Origin of the sequence: Methylocystis rosea SV97, assembly GCF_000372845.1 — a bacterium.
Taxonomy (GTDB): domain Bacteria; phylum Pseudomonadota; class Alphaproteobacteria; order Rhizobiales; family Beijerinckiaceae; genus Methylocystis; species Methylocystis rosea.
This window is the reverse complement of record NZ_KB889963.1, coordinates 3,296,080-3,312,696: the sequence shown is the minus strand read 5'-3', so window position 1 is coordinate 3,312,696 and position 16,617 is coordinate 3,296,080. Positions and strand designations below refer to the sequence as shown.

Below are 16,617 nucleotides of genomic sequence, written 5' to 3'. Positions count from 1 at the left end.
GTCGTGGGCATCCACGTGACGCCGTCCGGCGAGAGTCTCAACGTTTAAGCATGCTCTCGGCGTGGATGGCCGGGACAAGCCCGGCCATGACGGCTGAATGATTGCGCAACGACGTTAGAGCCTGCTTCCACGCAGAGTGTCCTTTCGTCGCCGTCCGCTTCCTCTCCACGTCATGCCCGCGCTTGTCGCGGGCATGCGCGCGGCGCTCTCACGCGGAACCGCTCAAACTTGGTGTGAACTATATCTCGTTCACGTCTTCCGACGCCGGCTCCTCGAGCTCCGCTTCGATCATGTCGCCGTGCCGCTCTGCTGGCGCGAGTTCGGACCGTGATTGCGCAATCTCGCGGATTGCCTCTCCAATCTCCGGATTGCGCTTGGTCAGCGTCTGCAGATCATAGGCGTCGAGGATGAGGAGTTTCGTTGGCGCGGTCGCCCGCACGTCGGCGGTGCGCGACGTTTTGTGCAGCACGGCGATCTCGCCGAAGAACTGCCCTTCGCCGAGCTTGACGTTCTCATGCGACAGTTCGACTTCGACCTCGCCCTCGGCGATGAAATACATCGAATGGGCGGGATCGCCCTTGCGCACGATCATTGCGCCCCGGGGGATGGACTGCGCCCGAAGATAGCGCATGATCTCGGCGATCCCGGCCGCATCGAGGCCGCGAAACAGCGGCACGCTGGCGACCATCGTCCAGGTGACGACGAATTCGCGGCGGTGAATTTCTTCGGCGAAGGCGGTGGCGAGAATGCCGACCGGCAGGCCCAGCAGCAGAAAGCCCGTCACCATGGCGAAGGAGGCGATGAGCTTGCCCGCCAGCGTGAGCGGGATGACTTCGCCATAGCCGACGGTCGTCACGGTTTCGATCGCCCACCACATGGCGTCCGGAATCGTTCCGAATTTTTCGGGTTGCGCCTCATGTTCGGCGATATGCATCGCGGTCGAATAGAAGAGAACCGCGCCAAACAGAATGATCAGCCAGGCGAGCAGCGCCTTGCGTTCGGCCTCGATCACCGCCAGCAAGGTACGGATGCCGGGAGAATAGCGCGCGAATTTGAAGAACCGCAGCAGGCGCAGCATCAAAAAGACGCGCAGATCCGCCGAGAAGTAGAAGGAGAGATAGAAGGGCAGGAAGGCGGCGAGGTCGATCAGCGCCCAGCCTGATCCGACGAAGGCGAGCCGCGCCGCCGTCGGCGAGCGGTGGGCATAGAGCGCATGTTCGGGCGCGCACCAGACGCGCAAGACATATTCGAGCGTGAAGGCGGCGACGGCGACATATTCAATGAGGTTGAAGAGGTCCGCATAGCTGTCGCTGTATTCCGGCACCGATTCGAAAATCACCGAAACCACCGACAGCAGGACGAGCCCAATCAGCCCGCGATGCACGACGCGCGCGAACCGGTCGTGGCTGCCGCCATCCAGGACGACGTGGACGCGTCGCCGCAACAAAGCCAGACCGCGCCGCCGGTCCGGCTCGTTCATGGCGCGTCCGCTTTTCCGCGCAACGCATCCTCGACGGAGGCGAGCGCCTGATCGATGGCGGCGGCGTTGGGGCCGCCCGCCTGCGCAAGGTCGGGGCGGCCGCCGCCGCCCTTGCCGCCGAGCATAACGCTCGCGACGCGCACGAAATCCACGGCGCTGTATTTCTCGGTGAGATCGTCGGTGACGCCGACGACAATGCCGGCCTTGCCGTCGGGCGAGGCGCTGGCGATCGCGACGACGCCCGAGCCGATCGCCTTCTTGGCGTCATCGACCATCGACTTCAAATCCTTGGCCTCGATGCCTTCGACCGCGCGCGCCAGCAGCTTGACGCCGCCGATGTCGCGCGGCTTCTCGGCGGCGCCGTCGACAGCGCCGCCGCCCATCGCGAGCTTGCGTTTGGCGTCCGCGAGTTCGCGTTCAAGCCGCTTGCGTTCGTCGAGAAGCGCCGCAAGCCGCGCCGGCGCGTCTTCAACGGGGGCGCGCATCAGCGCCGCCATCTCGCGCAGCGCGCGCGACTGCGAGACAAGCTGGCTGCGCGCGCCCTCGGCGGTGCGCGCCTCGATGCGGCGCACGCCGGACGCGACCGCGCCCTCGCCGACGATGGCGACGAGGCCGATGTCGCCGGTGCGGGCGACATGCGTGCCGCCGCACAGCTCGACGGAGAAGGGATGCGCGGCGCCGGGACTCACCGGGCCCATCGAGACGACGCGCACTTCGTCGCCGTATTTCTCGCCAAAGAGCGCGCGCGCGCCGGAGCGGATGGCGTCGTCCTGGGCCATCACCCGCGTCTCGACGGGCGCATTGTCCTGAACGATCTCATTGGCGAGCGTCTCGACGCGCGCCAGCTCCTCATCGGTGAGCGGCTTGGGATGGGTGAAGTCGAAGCGCAGCCGATCGGGCGCAACGAGCGACCCCCTTTGCGCCACATGCTCGCCGAGCACCTGCCGCAGCGCCTCATGCAGAATATGCGTGGCCGAATGATTGGCGCGCGACTGGGTGCGGCGCTCGTGGTCGACGTCGAGCTCGAGCGCGAGGCCGGGCGCGATCTCGCCCTCTTCGACGACGCCCTCGTGAACGATGAGGTCGCCGAGCTTCTTGACGGTGTTCTCGACGCGAAAGCGCAGGCCGCGGGCGCGCATCACGCCGACATCGCCGACCTGTCCGCCCGACTCGCCGTAGAAGGGGGTCTGATTGAGGATCAGCGCCCCGTGCGCGCCCTCCTTCAGCGAAAAGGCCTCGCCACCGTCATGAATGATGGCGGTGACGACGCCCTCGCTTCTTTCGGTTTCGTAGCCGAGAAATTCGGTCGCGCCGAGGCGCTCCTTCAGCGCGAACCAGAGCGCTTCGGTCGCGGTTTCGCCGGAGCCGGCCCAGGCCTTGCGCGCGTCCGCCCGCTGGCGCTCCATCGCGGCGTTGAAGATTTCCTTGTCGACGCCGATGCCGCGCGGGCGCAGCGCGTCCTCGGTGAGATCGAGCGGGAAGCCGTAGGTGTCGTAGAGTTTGAACGCCGTTTCGCCGGAAAGCTTGTCGCCCTGGCCGAGCGCCGCCGTCTCCTCATCGAGGATCGCGAGGCCGCGCGCGAGCGTGGCGCGAAAGCGCGTCTCTTCGGAAAGCAGCGTATCGGCGATGAGCGACTGCGCGCGCACGAGCTCCGGATAGGCCTGGCCCATCTCGGCGACGAGCGTCGGCGCCAGCTTCCACATCAGCGGCTCTTTCGCGCCGAGGAGCTGCGCGTGCCGCATGGCGCGGCGCATGATCCGGCGCAGCACATAGCCGCGGCCTTCGTTCGAGGGCGTGACGCCGTCGGCGACGAGGAAGGAGGAGGCGCGCAGATGGTCGGCGATGACGCGATGGCTCGCGCCCTGCGGTCCGTCGACCGGCGCGCCAGTGTAATCGGCGACCGCGCCGGTCAGCGCGCGGAAGAGATCGATGTCGTAATTGGAGGTCACGCCCTGCATCAGCGCGGCGATGCGCTCCAATCCCATGCCGGTGTCGATCGAGGGGCGCGGCAGCGGCGCGCGTTGTCCCGGGGCGACCTGCTCATATTGCATGAAGACGAGGTTCCAGAACTCCAGGAATCGGTCGCCGTCCTCGTCCGGACTGCCGGGCGGACCGCCTTTGAGCGCCTCGCCCTGGTCGTAGAAGATCTCCGAGCAAGGGCCGCAGGGGCCGGTGTCGCCCATGCTCCAGAAATTGTCAGAACTGGCGATGCGGATGATGCGGCTGTCGTTGAAGCCGGCGATCTTTTTCCACAGATCATAGGCCTCGTCGTCGTCGTGATAGACGGTGACGAGCAGCCGATCGACGTTGAGCCCGAATTCGCGCGTGATGAGGTTCCAGGCAAGCTCGATCGCGCCTTCCTTGAAATAGTCGCCGAAGGAGAAATTGCCGAGCATCTCAAAGAAGGTGTGATGGCGCGCGGTGTAGCCGACATTGTCGAGGTCGTTATGCTTGCCGCCGGCGCGCACGCATTTTTGCGCCGAGGCGGCGCGCGCATAGGCGCGTTTCTCGACGCCGGTGAAGACGTTCTTGAATTGCACCATGCCGGCGTTGGTGAACATCAACGTCGGATCATTGTGTGGCACGAGCGACGATGAGGCGACTTTCTCGTGCCCCTTGTGCGCGAAATAGTCGAGGAAGGCGGTGCGGATCTGGTTGACGCCACTCATGCGGTCACGGCTCGCGAATGCGCTCCCGTCGCCGAAGCGGCTTCTGCGCCGATGCGGGAGACGCGTTTAAACAATAACCTGGAGCGGCTTTTCGTTTCAACGAAACAGGCGACGGCCCGAGGTTGCGGCGAAGGCTGCGGCAGGCGGCGCCGTCGCGCGCTTCGTCCTGCGCGATATGACAGTTTCGGGGGGAAACGGCAATGGCGAGGGGACCGCCAGGCCCCTTCGCCAGTTCCAAATCACCAGCGCGCGCAGCGCCTCAAGCCTTGGCGACTAAATGCGACGCGTGAGCCGGTTAGGCCTCGCCCGCCTCGTTATCGTCCGGCGCGTCAAGAATACGCTCGGCGATCAGCCCGGCGTTCTCGCGGATCGCCTGTTCGATGCGCTGCGCGGCCTCGGGATTTTGCTTCAAAAAGCTCTTGGCGTTCTCGCGGCCCTGGCCGAGCCTCTGGCTGTCGTAGGAGAACCAGGCGCCCGACTTCTCGACGACGCCCGCCTTGACGCCAAGATCGATCAATTCGCCGAATTTGGAGACGCCTTCGCCATACATGATGTCGAACTCGACCTGTTTGAACGGCGGCGCCACCTTGTTCTTGACCACTTTGACGCGGGTCTGGTTGCCCGTCGTCTCGTCGCGGTCCTTGATCGCGCCGATGCGGCGGATGTCGAGCCGCACCGAGGCGTAGAATTTCAGCGCATTGCCGCCGGTCGTCGTTTCGGGCGAACCGTACATCACGCCGATCTTCATGCGGATCTGATTGATGAAGATGACGAGCGTGTTGGAGCGGGCGATCGAGGCGGTGAGCTTGCGCAGCGCCTGGCTCATCAGCCGCGCCTGCAGGCCGGGCTGCACGTCGCCCATCTCGCCCTCGATTTCGGCGCGGGGCGTCAGCGCCGCCACCGAATCGACGACGAGCACGTCGACGGCGCCCGAGCGCACCAGCGTGTCGGTGATCTCTAACGCCTGCTCGCCGGTGTCGGGCTGCGAAATCAGGAGATCTTCGAGATTGACGCCGAGCTTGCGGGCGTAGATGGGGTCCAGCGCATGTTCCGCGTCGACGAAGGCGCAGACGCCGCCCAATTTCTGCGCCTCGGCGATGACATGCAGGGTGAGGGTGGTCTTGCCGGAGGATTCCGGCCCGTAAATTTCAACGACGCGGCCGCGCGGCAGGCCGCCGACGCCCAGCGCGATGTCGAGCCCCAGCGAGCCTGTCGAAATCGTCTCGATCTCGACGGCCTTCTGGTTCTTGCCAAGCCGCATGATCGAGCCTTTGCCGAAGGCGCGCTCAATCTGCGACAGAGCGGCGTCGAGCGCCTTGGTCTTGTCCACGGACGTCCCTTCCACGAGGCGGAGATTGGCTTGGCTCACGGCTGAAATTCCTTCTGACACGGTTGGCTAGGCGCGGCAATGCGGCTGCGAGGGGCGGGGCCAAACGCGCCAAGGCGAGAAGGGGACGGCGCGCTTGACCCTGACCTCCAGTGTGCATGATTTGTTCTTTTTGCCAAGTTCTTTTTTTGTTCGAATTGCACTTTGCAGGTAGGGACGAACAGATACTGTTTTGCGACTCCCAGGTTCGGAATAACGAGATGATCGAATTCCAGATTGCGCGTTGCTCGCAACGCTGGCAGTAGGTTTAGCGTGCCAATTGTTAGGCCGAGATCTAGTCTCATCGAAGCTTTGGGGAATCAAAGGTCCGCCATCGCAAGATCGTGTGCGTCGTTCGATGATGGGCATTTATGGGAAGCAGGACGCTTGGCGGCTTCGGTTTTCGTTATCGTCCACGACGCTTCGAAAAGGGATCAGTCGCTGCTCACTCGTATCGGTGTTCGGGGGTCAACGAGATTTTTATGTTCCAATAGGAAGACAAATCCACGAAATCTGGCCTCTGAACATTTATTGGCGTCCGTAATCACCACGAACAATGGCGCGCGATTTATTCCTCGTTTAGATTCGCTGCCAGAATGCCATCGCTGGCTGCAATTCCACGAATGGTGGGAGAAGGATGTTATAATTCGCATTGGATCGCAAAGCTTAACTCGGAAGCGCCTTGTATTTAATTTAAGAAATAAGGAAGGCGGCGCTCATTTCGACACTCGGATCGAAGACCCGAGCTACGTTGCTGTTCTAAATGAACCAATCTGGCGCTTTCAGGTCGGGGAGCGATCGGTCGAGCCGCTGCTTGGGGTTGAGCTAGTGTCGATGCGACAAATAGCTTGGGAACTAGATCGAAGTTTGGACAATTTGGGAGAGATCGTCTGAAAAGAATGAGGGTAAAGACGAGAATTAGCGGACATGCAACGCGCTATCCACCGCCCCCCAGGACGCTTCGAAGACAGATGCCGCGTGGCGCGGAGAAGGTTATTAGAAGCTCAAGTTAAACGTTATGCTCCTCGAACCCACCACCTACTCGCCCTCGCTTCCTCCCTTCCGCGAGCGGGCGCCGTGGCTCGGCGGCGATCTGCAGACGTTGCGCAACATCATCATCGGCGGACCGCCGGAGCTTGTCGGCGGCGAGCGGCTGCTGCTCGCCATGCCGGATGGCGACCGTCTCGCCGCGCGGCTCGATCGGCCGGCTGCGGAAACGAACGCGCCGCTCATCGTTCTGACGCATGGGCTCGCCGGCTCCGAATCCAGCCGGCATGGAATGGCCACGGCGCGCTATCTCGTGAGCCAAGGCTGGCCGGTGCTGCGCCTCAATCTGCGCGGCGCCGCGCCCTCGCGCGCCACCTCCGGCGGGCGCTACCACGCCGGCAAGACCGAGGATCTCGTCGCGGCGTTGCGCGGCCTGCCGGCGGCGCTCCTCAGTCGTGGCGTTGTGCTCATCGGCAATTCGCTCGGCGGCAATCTCGTGCTGAAATTTGTGGGCGAGGGCGGCCATCAGCTGCCGGTTCTCGCCGCCGTCGCCGTATCGACGCCGATCGACCTCGCCGCGTCCTGCGCCCGGCTGATGGCGCCGCGCAACTTCGTCTATCATCGCTACATGCTCGATGAGATGAAACGCGAAGCGCTGGCGCCGAGCGCCGCGCTCACCGCCGCGGAGCGCGCCGCGATCGCCGGCGCCCGCACGCTTTACGAATTCGACGATCGTTTCGTCGCGCCGCATTTCGGCTATCGGGGCGCGCCGGACTATTATGAATCCAACGCCGCGAAGAATTTCCTCGCCGGCGCGAGGCTGCCGACGCTGATCCTGCACGCGCTCGACGACCCCTGGGTGCCGGCAGAGAGTTACACAGCGATCGACTGGTCGACTCTGCCGATGATCGAGACGGCGCTGACGCAAGGCGGGGGACACATGGGCTTCCATGGCGTCGGCAGCCTGACACCCTGGCATGATCGCGCCGCGGCGCAGTGGCTGACGCAAAAGGGTCTCGGCCCGCAAGCCACCTTCGAGACGAAGTGAGGCCGCCGCAATGAATGCACGCCAGACGATGGTGTTCGGCGACAACGCCGGCGACTATCGCGCCTTTCGCCCGCATTATCCCGACGCGCTTTTCGCGTGGCTCGCAAGCGTCGCGAAACAGGATCGTCTCGCCTGGGATTGCGGCGCGGGGAGCGGGCAGGCGGCGCTCGGACTGTCGCGCCATTTCACGCGCGTGCTCGCGACGGATCCGGATCCCCGGCAGCTGGCGCTCGCGCCAAAGGAGCCCAACGTCGATTATCGTCTGGCGCGCGCGGAAGATGATCTCGGCCTGCGCGGCGAGGTCGATCTCATCGCCTGCGCCTGTTCGATCCACTGGTTCGACCTGCCGAAATTTTACGCAAACGCGCGGCGCGCCTTGCGCCCCGAGGGGATCATCGCGGCATGGACCTATGACTGGCCGGGAACGCAGGTCGAGCCGCTCGATTCGATCCTGCGCCGGCTGAAGGAGGATATTCTCGGCCCCTTTTGGGCGGAGAATTCGGCGCTCTATTTCAATCGCTACAAGACCCTGCCGTTCCCGTTCAAGGAGATCGATTGCCCGCTGTTTCAGACGCCCATCGCCCGATCGAAAAGCGAGTTCGTGAGCTTTCTCAAGACCTGGTCCGCGGTCGAGAAATACAGACTGCATTATGGCCGCGATCCGCTGGCGCTCGTCGATCGCGAGTTGGAGGAGGCCTGGCGCGCGCATCCTCCGGATCTGCCGTTATCCGTCCCGCTTTACATGCGCTGCGGCGTTAACACACCGTAAACTTAAGAATTGGCGAACGCTATCCTACGTGTCGCCCGCAGCTTTCCCTAATTTTGCCCGTTTCTTGGCGACGATGAAGAGTCGTCGCGTTGAGCCAATGCCGTATCTCCCAAGGGGATCATTCAGCAAAGGACAGCAATATGCTTGAGGCCGGCAAAATTTATAAAGTCACGACGCTTGTGAATTGCGAAGGCGCCTGGGACGAAGAGATCGATCTGTGGACCGTCACAGCGGTCGAAGGCACCTGCGCCAAGCTCAGTCATGAGAGCCGCGAAAACAGGATCGTCGACACGGCGTCGTGGAATTTCGTCAAAGCCGAAGCGGTCGAATAGGTTTCGATTCGTCAGCTGTCGGGGGACGGTGTCGTCCCCGCGACGAAGCATCGCCATCGCGCTTTGGCGGGCGCCGAAGCGCCGCTATTTGCACTTCATCAGCCGGGCGTCTTTCGTTAAGCCGGATTCGCTGCACAAGCCGAAGTGCCTGTCGGCGTCGTCGTTGTTCGGACAGCCGCCGCCGGATTGTTTGTCGTAAGCGGCGAAATAATAACTGTCGAAATTCTGCTGGCGCGTTTTCCACGTGCTGAAATAATCAATTTCCGACTCGATGTTCATGTCCTTCATGCCGGCGTTGTTTCCACAGCTCGGCCAGCCTTCCTCGGTGACGATGACCGGCTTCGTGGTTTTGCTCGCTAAGTCCGTAACAGTGGCCTGAATGTCGTTTGCGACGCTCCTGCCGTTGACCTTCTCGGGCGAGCCGCCCCAGAACGGATAGATATTCGCGCCGATGACGGGAACGTTCTGTAACACTTTTTGAGGATCGCTGGCGGCGAGGCGAGTCCAATCCGGCGCGCGTTGCGCCGTCGTCACCACAACCTTGTTGTTGGTCTTACTCCTGAGCGTGTTCATGTCGGCCACGATTCGCTGCTGCATCGCCGGCTGCGGATTCCCTTGCCAATCGAACATGTCTTCATTGCCGACGACGATCGCGACGACCGTTCCGGGGTAACGGAAATTAGCGTCGACGGCGGCGCTAATCTGCGACTGCGTCCAGTCGGGATGATCGGGAAATTCGAAAACGCCGAGCATCAGGCGCATGTTTCTCGCCGACGCCAGCTCAGCGATGCTTACGCATTGCTGCCCGTTGATCGTGCAATAGGTCGAGTAGAATGTCTTGACGCGCGAAAAGCCCAGCGTCCTGATCTGGGTGAGATCGTCGCTGACGACCTTCTTCATCGTCGCGACGTCATTTGCCTTCTGCGCCGCTACGTAAGCGCCGCTGTGCGCAGGGTCGTAATTTATGCCGTTGTCGGCGGCATAGGCGTGGGACGACGCGAAAATAGACGCCACGAGGGCGCTGCGAATCCAAGTCTTCATAAATTCCTCCAAGATCTCTCTTAAAAGACGAGCGAACTTAACTTCCTTTGAGGTTTTTAAAACGTAAGAGTCGTGACAATCCGACTTTTCAACTAGAATTTTTGTGGCGCGTCTGGGTTTGACCTCGTCGGATGCGGCGCAGTGGCTCGGCGGCGCCAGCCGCGCTATGAAGGAGCGAGTCGGCGTCGACGCCGCGCGCATCGGGAGGCGGGGATGTATAAGAAAATTCTGGTGGCGGTGGAGATCGGCGAGGACGAGGTCACGCAGCTCGCGCTCGACGCCGCGGTGGCGCTCGCAAAAGTGGAGCATGAGGCCGAGCTTCGGCTCGTCAATGTTCAGCCGCTCGTTCCGGTGGCCTTCATCGACTATATTCCGCCCAATTTCGACGAGGAGATGCGCGAGGCGACCGAAAAGGACCTCGCCGTGCTGCGTGGCAAGATCGCCTATCCGGCGGAGCGCGTCTCCTCGATCGTGCGCTTCGGCGCCGTCTACCCGGAAGTGCTCGCCGAAGCCGAGGAATGGGGCGCGGACCTTATCGTGGTCGGTTCGCATCGTCCGACGATGGCGACCTATCTCTTGGGCTCCAACGCCAAGACCATCGTGCGTCACGCCAAATGTTCGGTGCTTATCGTGCGCAAATAGGGCGCGGTGACAGGCTCGGGGCGCGCGGCTAGACTTCAATGATGTTCCGATTCGCGCCCCTGGCGATTACGACCTGCCTTTTGCTCGCCGCCGGTGCCGCCGCGGCGAAAGCGCCTGTCGACGCTCAATTGCTGAAGCGCGGACGGGCGATCGCGCAAGAAAATTGCGGCCGCTGCCATGCGGTCGGCCCGCGCGGCCAGAGCGCCAATCCCAGGTCGCCGGCGTTTCGCGATCTCGCGCGAAAATATCCGCTGCACAATCTCGAAGAGGCGCTCGCCGAGGGCATCGTCGTCGGCCATGAAGGCGTCGAGATGCCGCAGTTCCGGCTTAGCGCCGCGCAGATCGAAGCGCTGCTCGCCTATCTCAACTCCGTCCAGAGGTAGACCTGCGCGACCGCTGGCGCGGGAATGAATCGCGATGGTTGAACTCCCAATCGACACGCTCTACGCGGGGCGCCCCCGCGAGATCGCCCCCGGCCGCAAAAGCGCGATCTGCAAGGAGCCGCTTGAGCCGCCCTGGCGCATCGAGGCGGAAGGGCTCGTCGGCGATCGGCAGGCGGATCGGCGTTATCATGGCGGCGTCGAGAAAGCGCTGCACCACTATCCGCGCGAGTATTACGACGCCTGGCGCGCGGATGTGCCGGAACTTGCGCAAGAATGGCGTCCCGCCGCCTTTGGCGAGAACATCTCAACGCTCGGGCTCACCGAAGCCGAGGTCTGCGTCGGCGACGTCTTCGCGCTCGGGGGCGCGCGCCTGCAAGTGAGCCAGGGACGACAGCCCTGCTTGACCCTCAATTTTCGCTTTGGCCGGCGCGACATGGCGCGGCGCATGCAGGAGACGATGCGCTGCGGCTGGTATTACCGCGTTCTCGAAACGGGCGCGGCGCAGCCGGGCGACTCGCTGCGGCTCATGGAGCGGCCGCGTGCCGATTGGCCGCTCGCCCGGCTTTTCGCCTTGCTCTACGTGCGTCCGCGCGCCTTCGACGAACTTTCTGAAATGGCCGCACTGCCGGAGCTGGCGGAAAGCTGGCGGGCGCTCGCGCGCAGGCGAATCGAAAGCCGCAAGGTCGAAGACTGGAGGCGGCGGCTCGGAGGTTAAGCGTAAGGCGCTTTGGCGACAAGGTCGTTTGCGCGCGGCGGCGCCATGCGCGACGTTGACGCTGCGGCCTTCGACCATGCTGGGCGCTGCACATAGCTTGTAGGCGGGCGATGAAAGACTTGGACAGGAAGCAACATCCGGCGGTGCGTCGATTGCTGGATCTGATGGATCCGATCGGCTACCTGCTCACCGAACTCTTCCACCTTCTGGGACTGTTCGCGATCGGCGGCGCGACGGTCTGGGCGGCGGCGAAAGCGTTTCTCGAAATGTCGACGAAGGGTCACGCTTCGATCGAAGATTTGTTGCTGCTCTTTATCTATCTCGAGATCGGCTCGATGGTCGGCATCTATTTCCGCACCAACCACATGCCGGTGCGCTTCCTCCTCTATGTCGGCATCACCGCGCTCACCCGCCACATGATCGGCTATGTGCAGACGGAATCTCTCCCCGACGTCGGCATACTGATCCTCGCGGGCGCGACGCTCATTCTCTCGCTCGCCGTCCTCACGATCCGCTACGCCTCGGCGCGATTTCCCTCCAAGGCGTCGGACGGAATGGACGGCTGAACGCGCCCCTGAGGCGCGCCCCCGCCGTAGCGGCGGAAGCGCGGGAGACGATGCGTTATTTCTTCATTTGCGAGAGCGCATCGGCGCAATCCGGCGAGACTTCGCCCTTATGCGCCTGAAAACAGGCGAGGACGCGCCCGCCGCCAGGCATGACGCCGCTGCACAGCCTCGAATAATCGGCCTTGCATCTTACCTTCACGTCGTCGGGAATATCGCTTGCCGCCATGGCCTGCACGGGCGCGACGCTGGCGAAGAGGGCGATCAGCAACAGGCATACGGAATGGCGCATGTAGTTTTTCCTGGGTTGGGGTTGGAGACGAAGGCGATCGGTCGGGAGTGGGATTGTGACCCGCCTGCCGCGATCAGGGCAAGGGGGCGGCGAGGAAGGGGCGGCGAGCCGAGCGGCGGCTGACCGCAGCGCTTCAAAACGCCGCGCTCTGCCCTTTGCGGCCACGGCTTTGCGAGACAGGCCGCTCTAGTCTAAGAGAAAACGGCAAAATAGCCGAGGAAAGAATGTCCGCGATACCGAACTTTGCATCAATTCCCTTTGCGCCCGTCGCGCCCGAGCAGGAGGCAAAGCCCCGCCGCTGGCTGACGCCGGAAGGGATCGAGGTGAAGAATGCCTATGGCCCCGAGGATATCGAGGGCCTCGCCTTCGTCGACGGCTATCCGGGCGTCGCCCCTTACGTGCGCGGACCCTATCCGACGATGTATGTCGCCCAGCCCTGGACGATCCGCCAATATGCGGGCTTCTCCACCGCCGAGGACTCGAACGCCTTCTACCGGCGCAACCTCGCCGCCGGACAGAAGGGCCTCTCCGTCGCCTTCGATCTCGCGACCCATCGCGGCTATGATTCCGACCATCCGCGCGTGATGGGCGACGTCGGCATGGCGGGCGTCGCGATCGACTCGATCTATGACATGCGCACGCTGTTCGACGGCATTCCGCTCGATCAGATGTCCGTGTCGATGACCATGAACGGCGCGGTGCTGCCCGTTCTCGCGCTCTTCATCGTCGCGGCGGAAGAGCAGGGCGTGCCCGCCGAAAAGCTGACCGGCACGATCCAGAACGACATCCTCAAAGAATTCATGGTGCGCAACACCTACATCTACCCGCCCGATCCTTCGATGCGCATCGTGTCGGATATCTTCGCTTATACCTCCAAGCATATGCCGAAGTTCAACTCGATCTCGATCTCCGGCTATCACATGCAGGAGGCCGGCGCTTCGGCCGATCTCGAATTGGGCTACACGCTCGCCGACGGCGTCGAATATGTGCGCGCCGGCGTCGCGGCCGGCCTCGACATCGACGCCTTTGCGCCGCGTCTTTCCTTCTTCTTCGCCATCGGCATGAATTTCTTCATGGAGGTCGCGAAGCTGCGCGCCGCGCGCCTGCTCTGGGCGCGGCTGATGAAGGATTTGGGGGCCAAGTCCGAAAAGAGCATGACCCTGCGCACGCACTGCCAGACCTCCGGCTGGTCGCTGACGGCGCAGGACGTTTACGTCAACGCGATCCGCACCTGCGTCGAGGCGATGGCGGCGACTCAAGGGCATACGCAGTCGCTGCACACCAATGCGCTCGACGAGGCGCTCGCGCTGCCGACCGACTTTTCCGCCCGCATCGCGCGCAACACGCAGATCGTGCTGCAGGAGGAGAGCGGCACGACGCGGATCATCGATCCCTGGGGCGGCTCTTATTATGTCGAGCGCCTGACCGCGGAGCTCGCCAAGGGGGCGTGGAAGCATATCGAGGAGATCGAGACGCTCGGCGGCATGGCCAAGGCGATCGCCGCGGGCGTGCCCAAGCAGCGCATCGAGGAGGCGGCTGCGAAGACGCAAGCGCGTATCGACAGCGGAACGCAGGTCGTCGTGGGCGTGAACAAATATCAGCCCGTGAACGACGCCAAGCCCAATGTGCTCAAGGTCGACAACGCCGCCGTGCGCGCCGCGCAGCTCGATAAGCTCAAGCGGTTGCGTGAAGAGCGCGACGAAGCGAAGACGCAAGCAGCGCTCGACGCGCTGACCGACGGCGCCACATCGGGCGCTAATCTTCTCGATCTCGCGGTCAAGGCGGCGCGGGCGAAGGCCAGCGTCGGCGAGATCTCTTTCGCGCTCGAAAAAGTATTCTCCCGCCATCAGCCGAAGGCCAATGTGATTTCGGGAGTCTATGCGAAGGAAGCCGGCAAGGAGAGCGTTCATCTTGGCCGCGTCATCGGCATGACGCGCGACTTTGAGGACAACACCGGGCGCAAACCGCGCATTCTCGTCGCCAAAATGGGTCAGGACGGCCACGATCGCGGCCAGAAGGTCATCGCCTCGGCCTTCGCCGATATGGGCTTCGACGTCGTGATCGGCGATCTCTTCGCGACGCCCGATGAAGTCGCCAGGAAAGCGGCGGAAGCCGACGTGCATATCGTCGGCGTCTCGACGATGACCGCCGGTCATCTGACTCTGACGCCGGAACTGCGCGACGCGCTCAGACGCGCCGGGCGCGGCGACATCATGATGGTCGTCGGCGGCGTCATCCCGCCCGATGATTTTCAGGCGTTGTATGATTCCGGCGCGGCGGCGATCTTCCCGCCCGGCACCAATATTCCGCTGGCGGCGGAGAAGTTGCTGTATGAGCTGAATATCCGTCTGGGCTTTGCGCAGCGCGAAGTGGCGAAGGCGGTTTAGCCGAGTATCTCCAGGGGTGATTGAAGGCCGGTAGGCGCCCCCACCCGGCGCGGCTTGAGCCGCGCCACCCTCCCCGCAAGGGGGAGGGATCGAACACGAAGGCAGTCGTCTTTCCTTGATAAGTTACTGCAATTTCGTGTCCGTCCGTTACGCGCGGCGCTGATGCAGCGCCAATCCCTCCCCCTTGTGGGGAGGGTGGTTCGCGAAGCGAACCGGGTGGGGGCCTTCCATGCATGACGCCGCCTCTCCGTGTCCTATCTATTCGTACGTAAGCTAGGGAGCCGGGCGATGGACGAAGACGTTTTCAACATGGCGGTGCGAAAGTTTCTCAAGGAGGTGGGCGTCACCTCGCAGCGCGAGATCGAGCGCATCGTGCGCGAGCACAAGACTGATAATGGCCGCTTAAAGCTTCGCATGGCGTTGACGGCGGAAGGCACGCCGCTCAATCATATCGTCGAAAGCGAGATCGACGTTCGCTGAGCCTTCAGATTGTCGGCGCCTCGACGAAGCGAGCGGCCTCATCGATCTTTGCAGCCAGCGCGCGTATCTGCTGCTTTTCCGACTCGAGGGTCAATTTCGCCTCGGCGCGCGCCAGGGCGTCTGCGGACTGACGCAGGGCGGCCTTGCCGAAGGTCGTTTCATCATCGCGCGCCAGACCGAGCAGTATTTTCTGCAGCCAGATCTGCACTTCGACCAAGGCGGCGCCGTCGCGCGCGATGGGGCGAAAGAAATCCTCGAACATGTCGCAGATGTCGAGGGGGCGGCAGATAGATGTTGGGAAAGTTCACTTCCGCTTCGCTGCGGGTCTCCCACAGAGCGAGCAGGCGCGCGCCGCGCGTGAGCACGTCGATCGCCGTGCCGGGATCATTGATCGCCGGCGAGAGCGCGCGCGAAGCGATTTCGCTGAGCACGATCAGGCCAAACCGGGGATCCTGCTCGAAGGTTCGATTGTCGCCGACGGAAAAAACGCCTCGCAGAGTCTCCGTCAGCTCCTTGAGCCGTTCTTGCTCGATGTTCGGACATGCGACGTAACACAGGGGCTTGGTGCGATGCGCGAAGGAGCCGGGGTTCACTTCTATCCACACGGTCGCGCCTGTCTCTTCCGCCGCTTCCTGCACGGCTGTGAGATCCATGTGAAGGACATAGCCCGGCCGCACGGCATGAATCGGCGTCGCGTTCTCGGGCGGCGGCGCGGCCAGAGGCTTGCATCCGAGATATGGCGATTCGAGCCGTTCCTTCAGCGCTTCGGCGGTGGCCTTCTCCACCCGCGGCAGAAGGTCCGAAATGCGGCCGAATTCACGCAATAGATCAACCCAGCGAATGAAATTCCAGAACATCAGCGCGATCACGACAAGCGTGACGAAGAACAGCAGGAGCCTTCCGGCGCCGCCGTAGATTCCCATATTGAGCGTGACGATTCCGACAAGGCTGAAGATGAATGCGCCGAGAAAGGTCGCTATGACCTTTTGAGAGGTCTTATCTTCGAGCAGAAGCTGTATTGCGCGCGGCGTCGCGCTCGATGCGGCGCTCGCGATCGCGGCCGCCATGATGCCCAGCGAGAAGGTCGATACCGCCAGCATCGAGGAGGCCAGTATCGTCAGCACGCTTTCGAGGGCGTCGGCGCCGAGCTCCTGGTCGATCCATTCCGGCACATAGGTGCGCAACAGGAAGGCGGCGAAGGCCGTGAGGCAGGCCACGATCGCGTAAAGCGTGACCCGCACCCATAATTGCTGGAAGAAATGGGACAGCCGCCAGGCCCACTTGCTTTGCATGCCCATTCCCTCTTAAGCGCCGCAACGAAGCTTAAGACGGGAAAATAGCGCGCGGCAGGCGCCAAGCCACAGCAAGCGGGGCCGCCGGATGAAAGATCCGATAAACGTCCCGGATGGGCGGTTGCCTTTTAATCCGCCTCTCGTCCACGGCCATGCCGGACCGTCGGAGCG

General features: G+C 63.2%; 16 protein-coding genes. 9 read left to right on the top strand and 7 right to left on the bottom strand.

Annotation, left to right across the window (positions count from 1 at the left end):
* Positions 1-238: 238 nt before the first annotated feature.
* From A3OO_RS0117385 to recA, 3 genes are all read right to left on the bottom strand, one after another.
* Positions 239-1,480, bottom strand: a complete 1,242-nt coding sequence (locus A3OO_RS0117385) for a cyclic nucleotide-gated ion channel (protein WP_018409131.1) — start codon at positions 1,478-1,480, stop codon at positions 239-241.
* Positions 1,477-4,149, bottom strand: a complete 2,673-nt coding sequence (gene alaS, locus A3OO_RS0117380; protein ID WP_018409130.1) for an alanine--tRNA ligase — start codon at positions 4,147-4,149, stop codon at positions 1,477-1,479. Before alaS ends, A3OO_RS0117385 begins: the two co-directional genes overlap by 4 nt.
* A 295-nt stretch (positions 4,150-4,444) precedes the next feature.
* A complete protein-coding gene (gene recA, locus A3OO_RS0117375) occupies positions 4,445-5,518 on the bottom strand; it encodes a recombinase RecA (protein WP_018409129.1) in 1,074 nt (357 codons plus the stop codon).
* Positions 5,519-6,533: 1,015 nt separating this feature from the next.
* Here recA and A3OO_RS0117365 point away from each other — a divergent pair.
* The 3 genes from A3OO_RS0117365 (at position 6,534) to A3OO_RS0117355 (ending at position 8,651) form a co-directional block, all read left to right on the top strand.
* Positions 6,534-7,550, top strand: coding sequence for a YheT family hydrolase (locus A3OO_RS0117365; protein WP_018409127.1), 1,017 nt, complete (start codon positions 6,534-6,536; stop codon positions 7,548-7,550).
* A gap of 10 nt (positions 7,551-7,560) precedes the next feature.
* Positions 7,561-8,319 (top strand): class I SAM-dependent methyltransferase, encoded by a 759-nt coding sequence (locus A3OO_RS0117360; RefSeq protein WP_018409126.1) that lies wholly within the window; start codon positions 7,561-7,563, stop codon positions 8,317-8,319.
* Between the two features lie 140 nt (positions 8,320-8,459).
* A complete protein-coding gene (locus A3OO_RS0117355) occupies positions 8,460-8,651 on the top strand; it encodes a hypothetical protein (RefSeq protein WP_018409125.1) in 192 nt (63 codons plus the stop codon).
* A gap of 84 nt (positions 8,652-8,735) precedes the next feature.
* Here the strand turns inward: A3OO_RS0117355 and A3OO_RS0117350 are convergent, their stop codons facing one another.
* The gene (locus A3OO_RS0117350) at positions 8,736-9,692 is read right to left on the bottom strand and encodes a glycoside hydrolase family 17 protein (protein ID WP_018409124.1); all 957 of its coding nucleotides are present in this window, start codon (positions 9,690-9,692) and stop codon (positions 8,736-8,738) included.
* 213 nt (positions 9,693-9,905) lie between these two features.
* Here A3OO_RS0117350 and A3OO_RS0117345 point away from each other — a divergent pair, with 213 nt between their 5' ends.
* The 4 genes from A3OO_RS0117345 (at position 9,906) to A3OO_RS0117330 (ending at position 11,998) form a co-directional block, all read left to right on the top strand.
* The gene (locus A3OO_RS0117345) at positions 9,906-10,334 is read left to right on the top strand and encodes a universal stress protein (protein ID WP_018409123.1); all 429 of its coding nucleotides are present in this window, start codon (positions 9,906-9,908) and stop codon (positions 10,332-10,334) included.
* Between the two features lie 38 nt (positions 10,335-10,372).
* Complete coding sequence (locus A3OO_RS0117340; RefSeq protein WP_018409122.1) at positions 10,373-10,717, top strand: c-type cytochrome; 345 nt, start codon at positions 10,373-10,375, stop codon at positions 10,715-10,717.
* A 34-nt stretch (positions 10,718-10,751) separates the two neighbouring features.
* Positions 10,752-11,432, top strand: coding sequence for an MOSC domain-containing protein (locus A3OO_RS0117335; RefSeq protein WP_018409121.1), 681 nt, complete (start codon positions 10,752-10,754; stop codon positions 11,430-11,432).
* Positions 11,433-11,542: 110 nt separating this feature from the next.
* The gene (locus A3OO_RS0117330) at positions 11,543-11,998 is read left to right on the top strand and encodes a phosphate-starvation-inducible protein PsiE (protein ID WP_018409120.1); all 456 of its coding nucleotides are present in this window, start codon (positions 11,543-11,545) and stop codon (positions 11,996-11,998) included.
* Between the two features lie 55 nt (positions 11,999-12,053).
* Here the strand turns inward: A3OO_RS0117330 and A3OO_RS0117325 are convergent, their stop codons facing one another.
* Positions 12,054-12,287, bottom strand: coding sequence for a hypothetical protein (locus A3OO_RS0117325; protein ID WP_018409119.1), 234 nt, complete (start codon positions 12,285-12,287; stop codon positions 12,054-12,056).
* A gap of 224 nt (positions 12,288-12,511) precedes the next feature.
* Between A3OO_RS0117325 and scpA the strand changes: the two genes are divergently transcribed.
* Both scpA and A3OO_RS0117315 read left to right on the top strand, forming a co-directional pair.
* Complete coding sequence (gene scpA, locus A3OO_RS0117320) at positions 12,512-14,674, top strand: methylmalonyl-CoA mutase (RefSeq protein ID WP_018409118.1); 2,163 nt, start codon at positions 12,512-12,514, stop codon at positions 14,672-14,674.
* 288 nt (positions 14,675-14,962) lie between these two features.
* The gene (locus A3OO_RS0117315; protein ID WP_018409117.1) at positions 14,963-15,154 is read left to right on the top strand and encodes a DUF6494 family protein; all 192 of its coding nucleotides are present in this window, start codon (positions 14,963-14,965) and stop codon (positions 15,152-15,154) included.
* 4 nt (positions 15,155-15,158) lie between these two features.
* On the opposite strand, the gene A3OO_RS22685 is transcribed toward A3OO_RS0117315, so the two are convergent.
* A complete protein-coding gene (locus A3OO_RS22685; protein ID WP_198008832.1) occupies positions 15,159-15,371 on the bottom strand; it encodes a hypothetical protein in 213 nt (70 codons plus the stop codon).
* Entirely contained in the window at positions 15,316-16,446 is a 1,131-nt protein-coding gene (locus A3OO_RS21830) for a DUF2254 domain-containing protein (RefSeq protein ID WP_198008830.1), read from the bottom strand. The genes A3OO_RS22685 and A3OO_RS21830 overlap by 56 nt, the downstream gene beginning before the upstream one ends.
* Positions 16,447-16,617 lie beyond the last annotated feature (171 nt).

What these genes read in the sequence shown, in the direction of transcription:
- A3OO_RS0117385 (WP_018409131.1), bottom strand. Translation starts at nt 1,480, where the DNA reads ATGAACGAGCCGGACCGGCGGCGCGGTCTGGCTTTGTTGCGGCGACGC.
- alaS (WP_018409130.1), bottom strand. Translation starts at nt 4,149, where the DNA reads ATGAGTGGCGTCAACCAGATCCGCACCGCCTTCCTCGACTATTTCGCG.
- A3OO_RS0117365 (WP_018409127.1), top strand. Translation starts at nt 6,534, where the DNA reads ATGCTCCTCGAACCCACCACCTACTCGCCCTCGCTTCCTCCCTTCCGC.
- A3OO_RS0117360 (WP_018409126.1), top strand. Translation starts at nt 7,561, where the DNA reads ATGAATGCACGCCAGACGATGGTGTTCGGCGACAACGCCGGCGACTAT.
- A3OO_RS0117355 (WP_018409125.1), top strand. Translation starts at nt 8,460, where the DNA reads ATGCTTGAGGCCGGCAAAATTTATAAAGTCACGACGCTTGTGAATTGC.
- A3OO_RS0117350 (WP_018409124.1), bottom strand. Translation starts at nt 9,692, where the DNA reads ATGAAGACTTGGATTCGCAGCGCCCTCGTGGCGTCTATTTTCGCGTCG.
- A3OO_RS0117345 (WP_018409123.1), top strand. Translation starts at nt 9,906, where the DNA reads ATGTATAAGAAAATTCTGGTGGCGGTGGAGATCGGCGAGGACGAGGTC.
- A3OO_RS0117340 (WP_018409122.1), top strand. Translation starts at nt 10,373, where the DNA reads ATGATGTTCCGATTCGCGCCCCTGGCGATTACGACCTGCCTTTTGCTC.
- A3OO_RS0117335 (WP_018409121.1), top strand. Translation starts at nt 10,752, where the DNA reads ATGGTTGAACTCCCAATCGACACGCTCTACGCGGGGCGCCCCCGCGAG.
- A3OO_RS0117330 (WP_018409120.1), top strand. Translation starts at nt 11,543, where the DNA reads ATGAAAGACTTGGACAGGAAGCAACATCCGGCGGTGCGTCGATTGCTG.
- A3OO_RS0117325 (WP_018409119.1), bottom strand. Translation starts at nt 12,287, where the DNA reads ATGCGCCATTCCGTATGCCTGTTGCTGATCGCCCTCTTCGCCAGCGTC.
- scpA (WP_018409118.1), top strand. Translation starts at nt 12,512, where the DNA reads ATGTCCGCGATACCGAACTTTGCATCAATTCCCTTTGCGCCCGTCGCG.
- A3OO_RS0117315 (WP_018409117.1), top strand. Translation starts at nt 14,963, where the DNA reads ATGGACGAAGACGTTTTCAACATGGCGGTGCGAAAGTTTCTCAAGGAG.
- A3OO_RS21830 (WP_198008830.1), bottom strand. Translation starts at nt 16,446, where the DNA reads ATGCAAAGCAAGTGGGCCTGGCGGCTGTCCCATTTCTTCCAGCAATTA.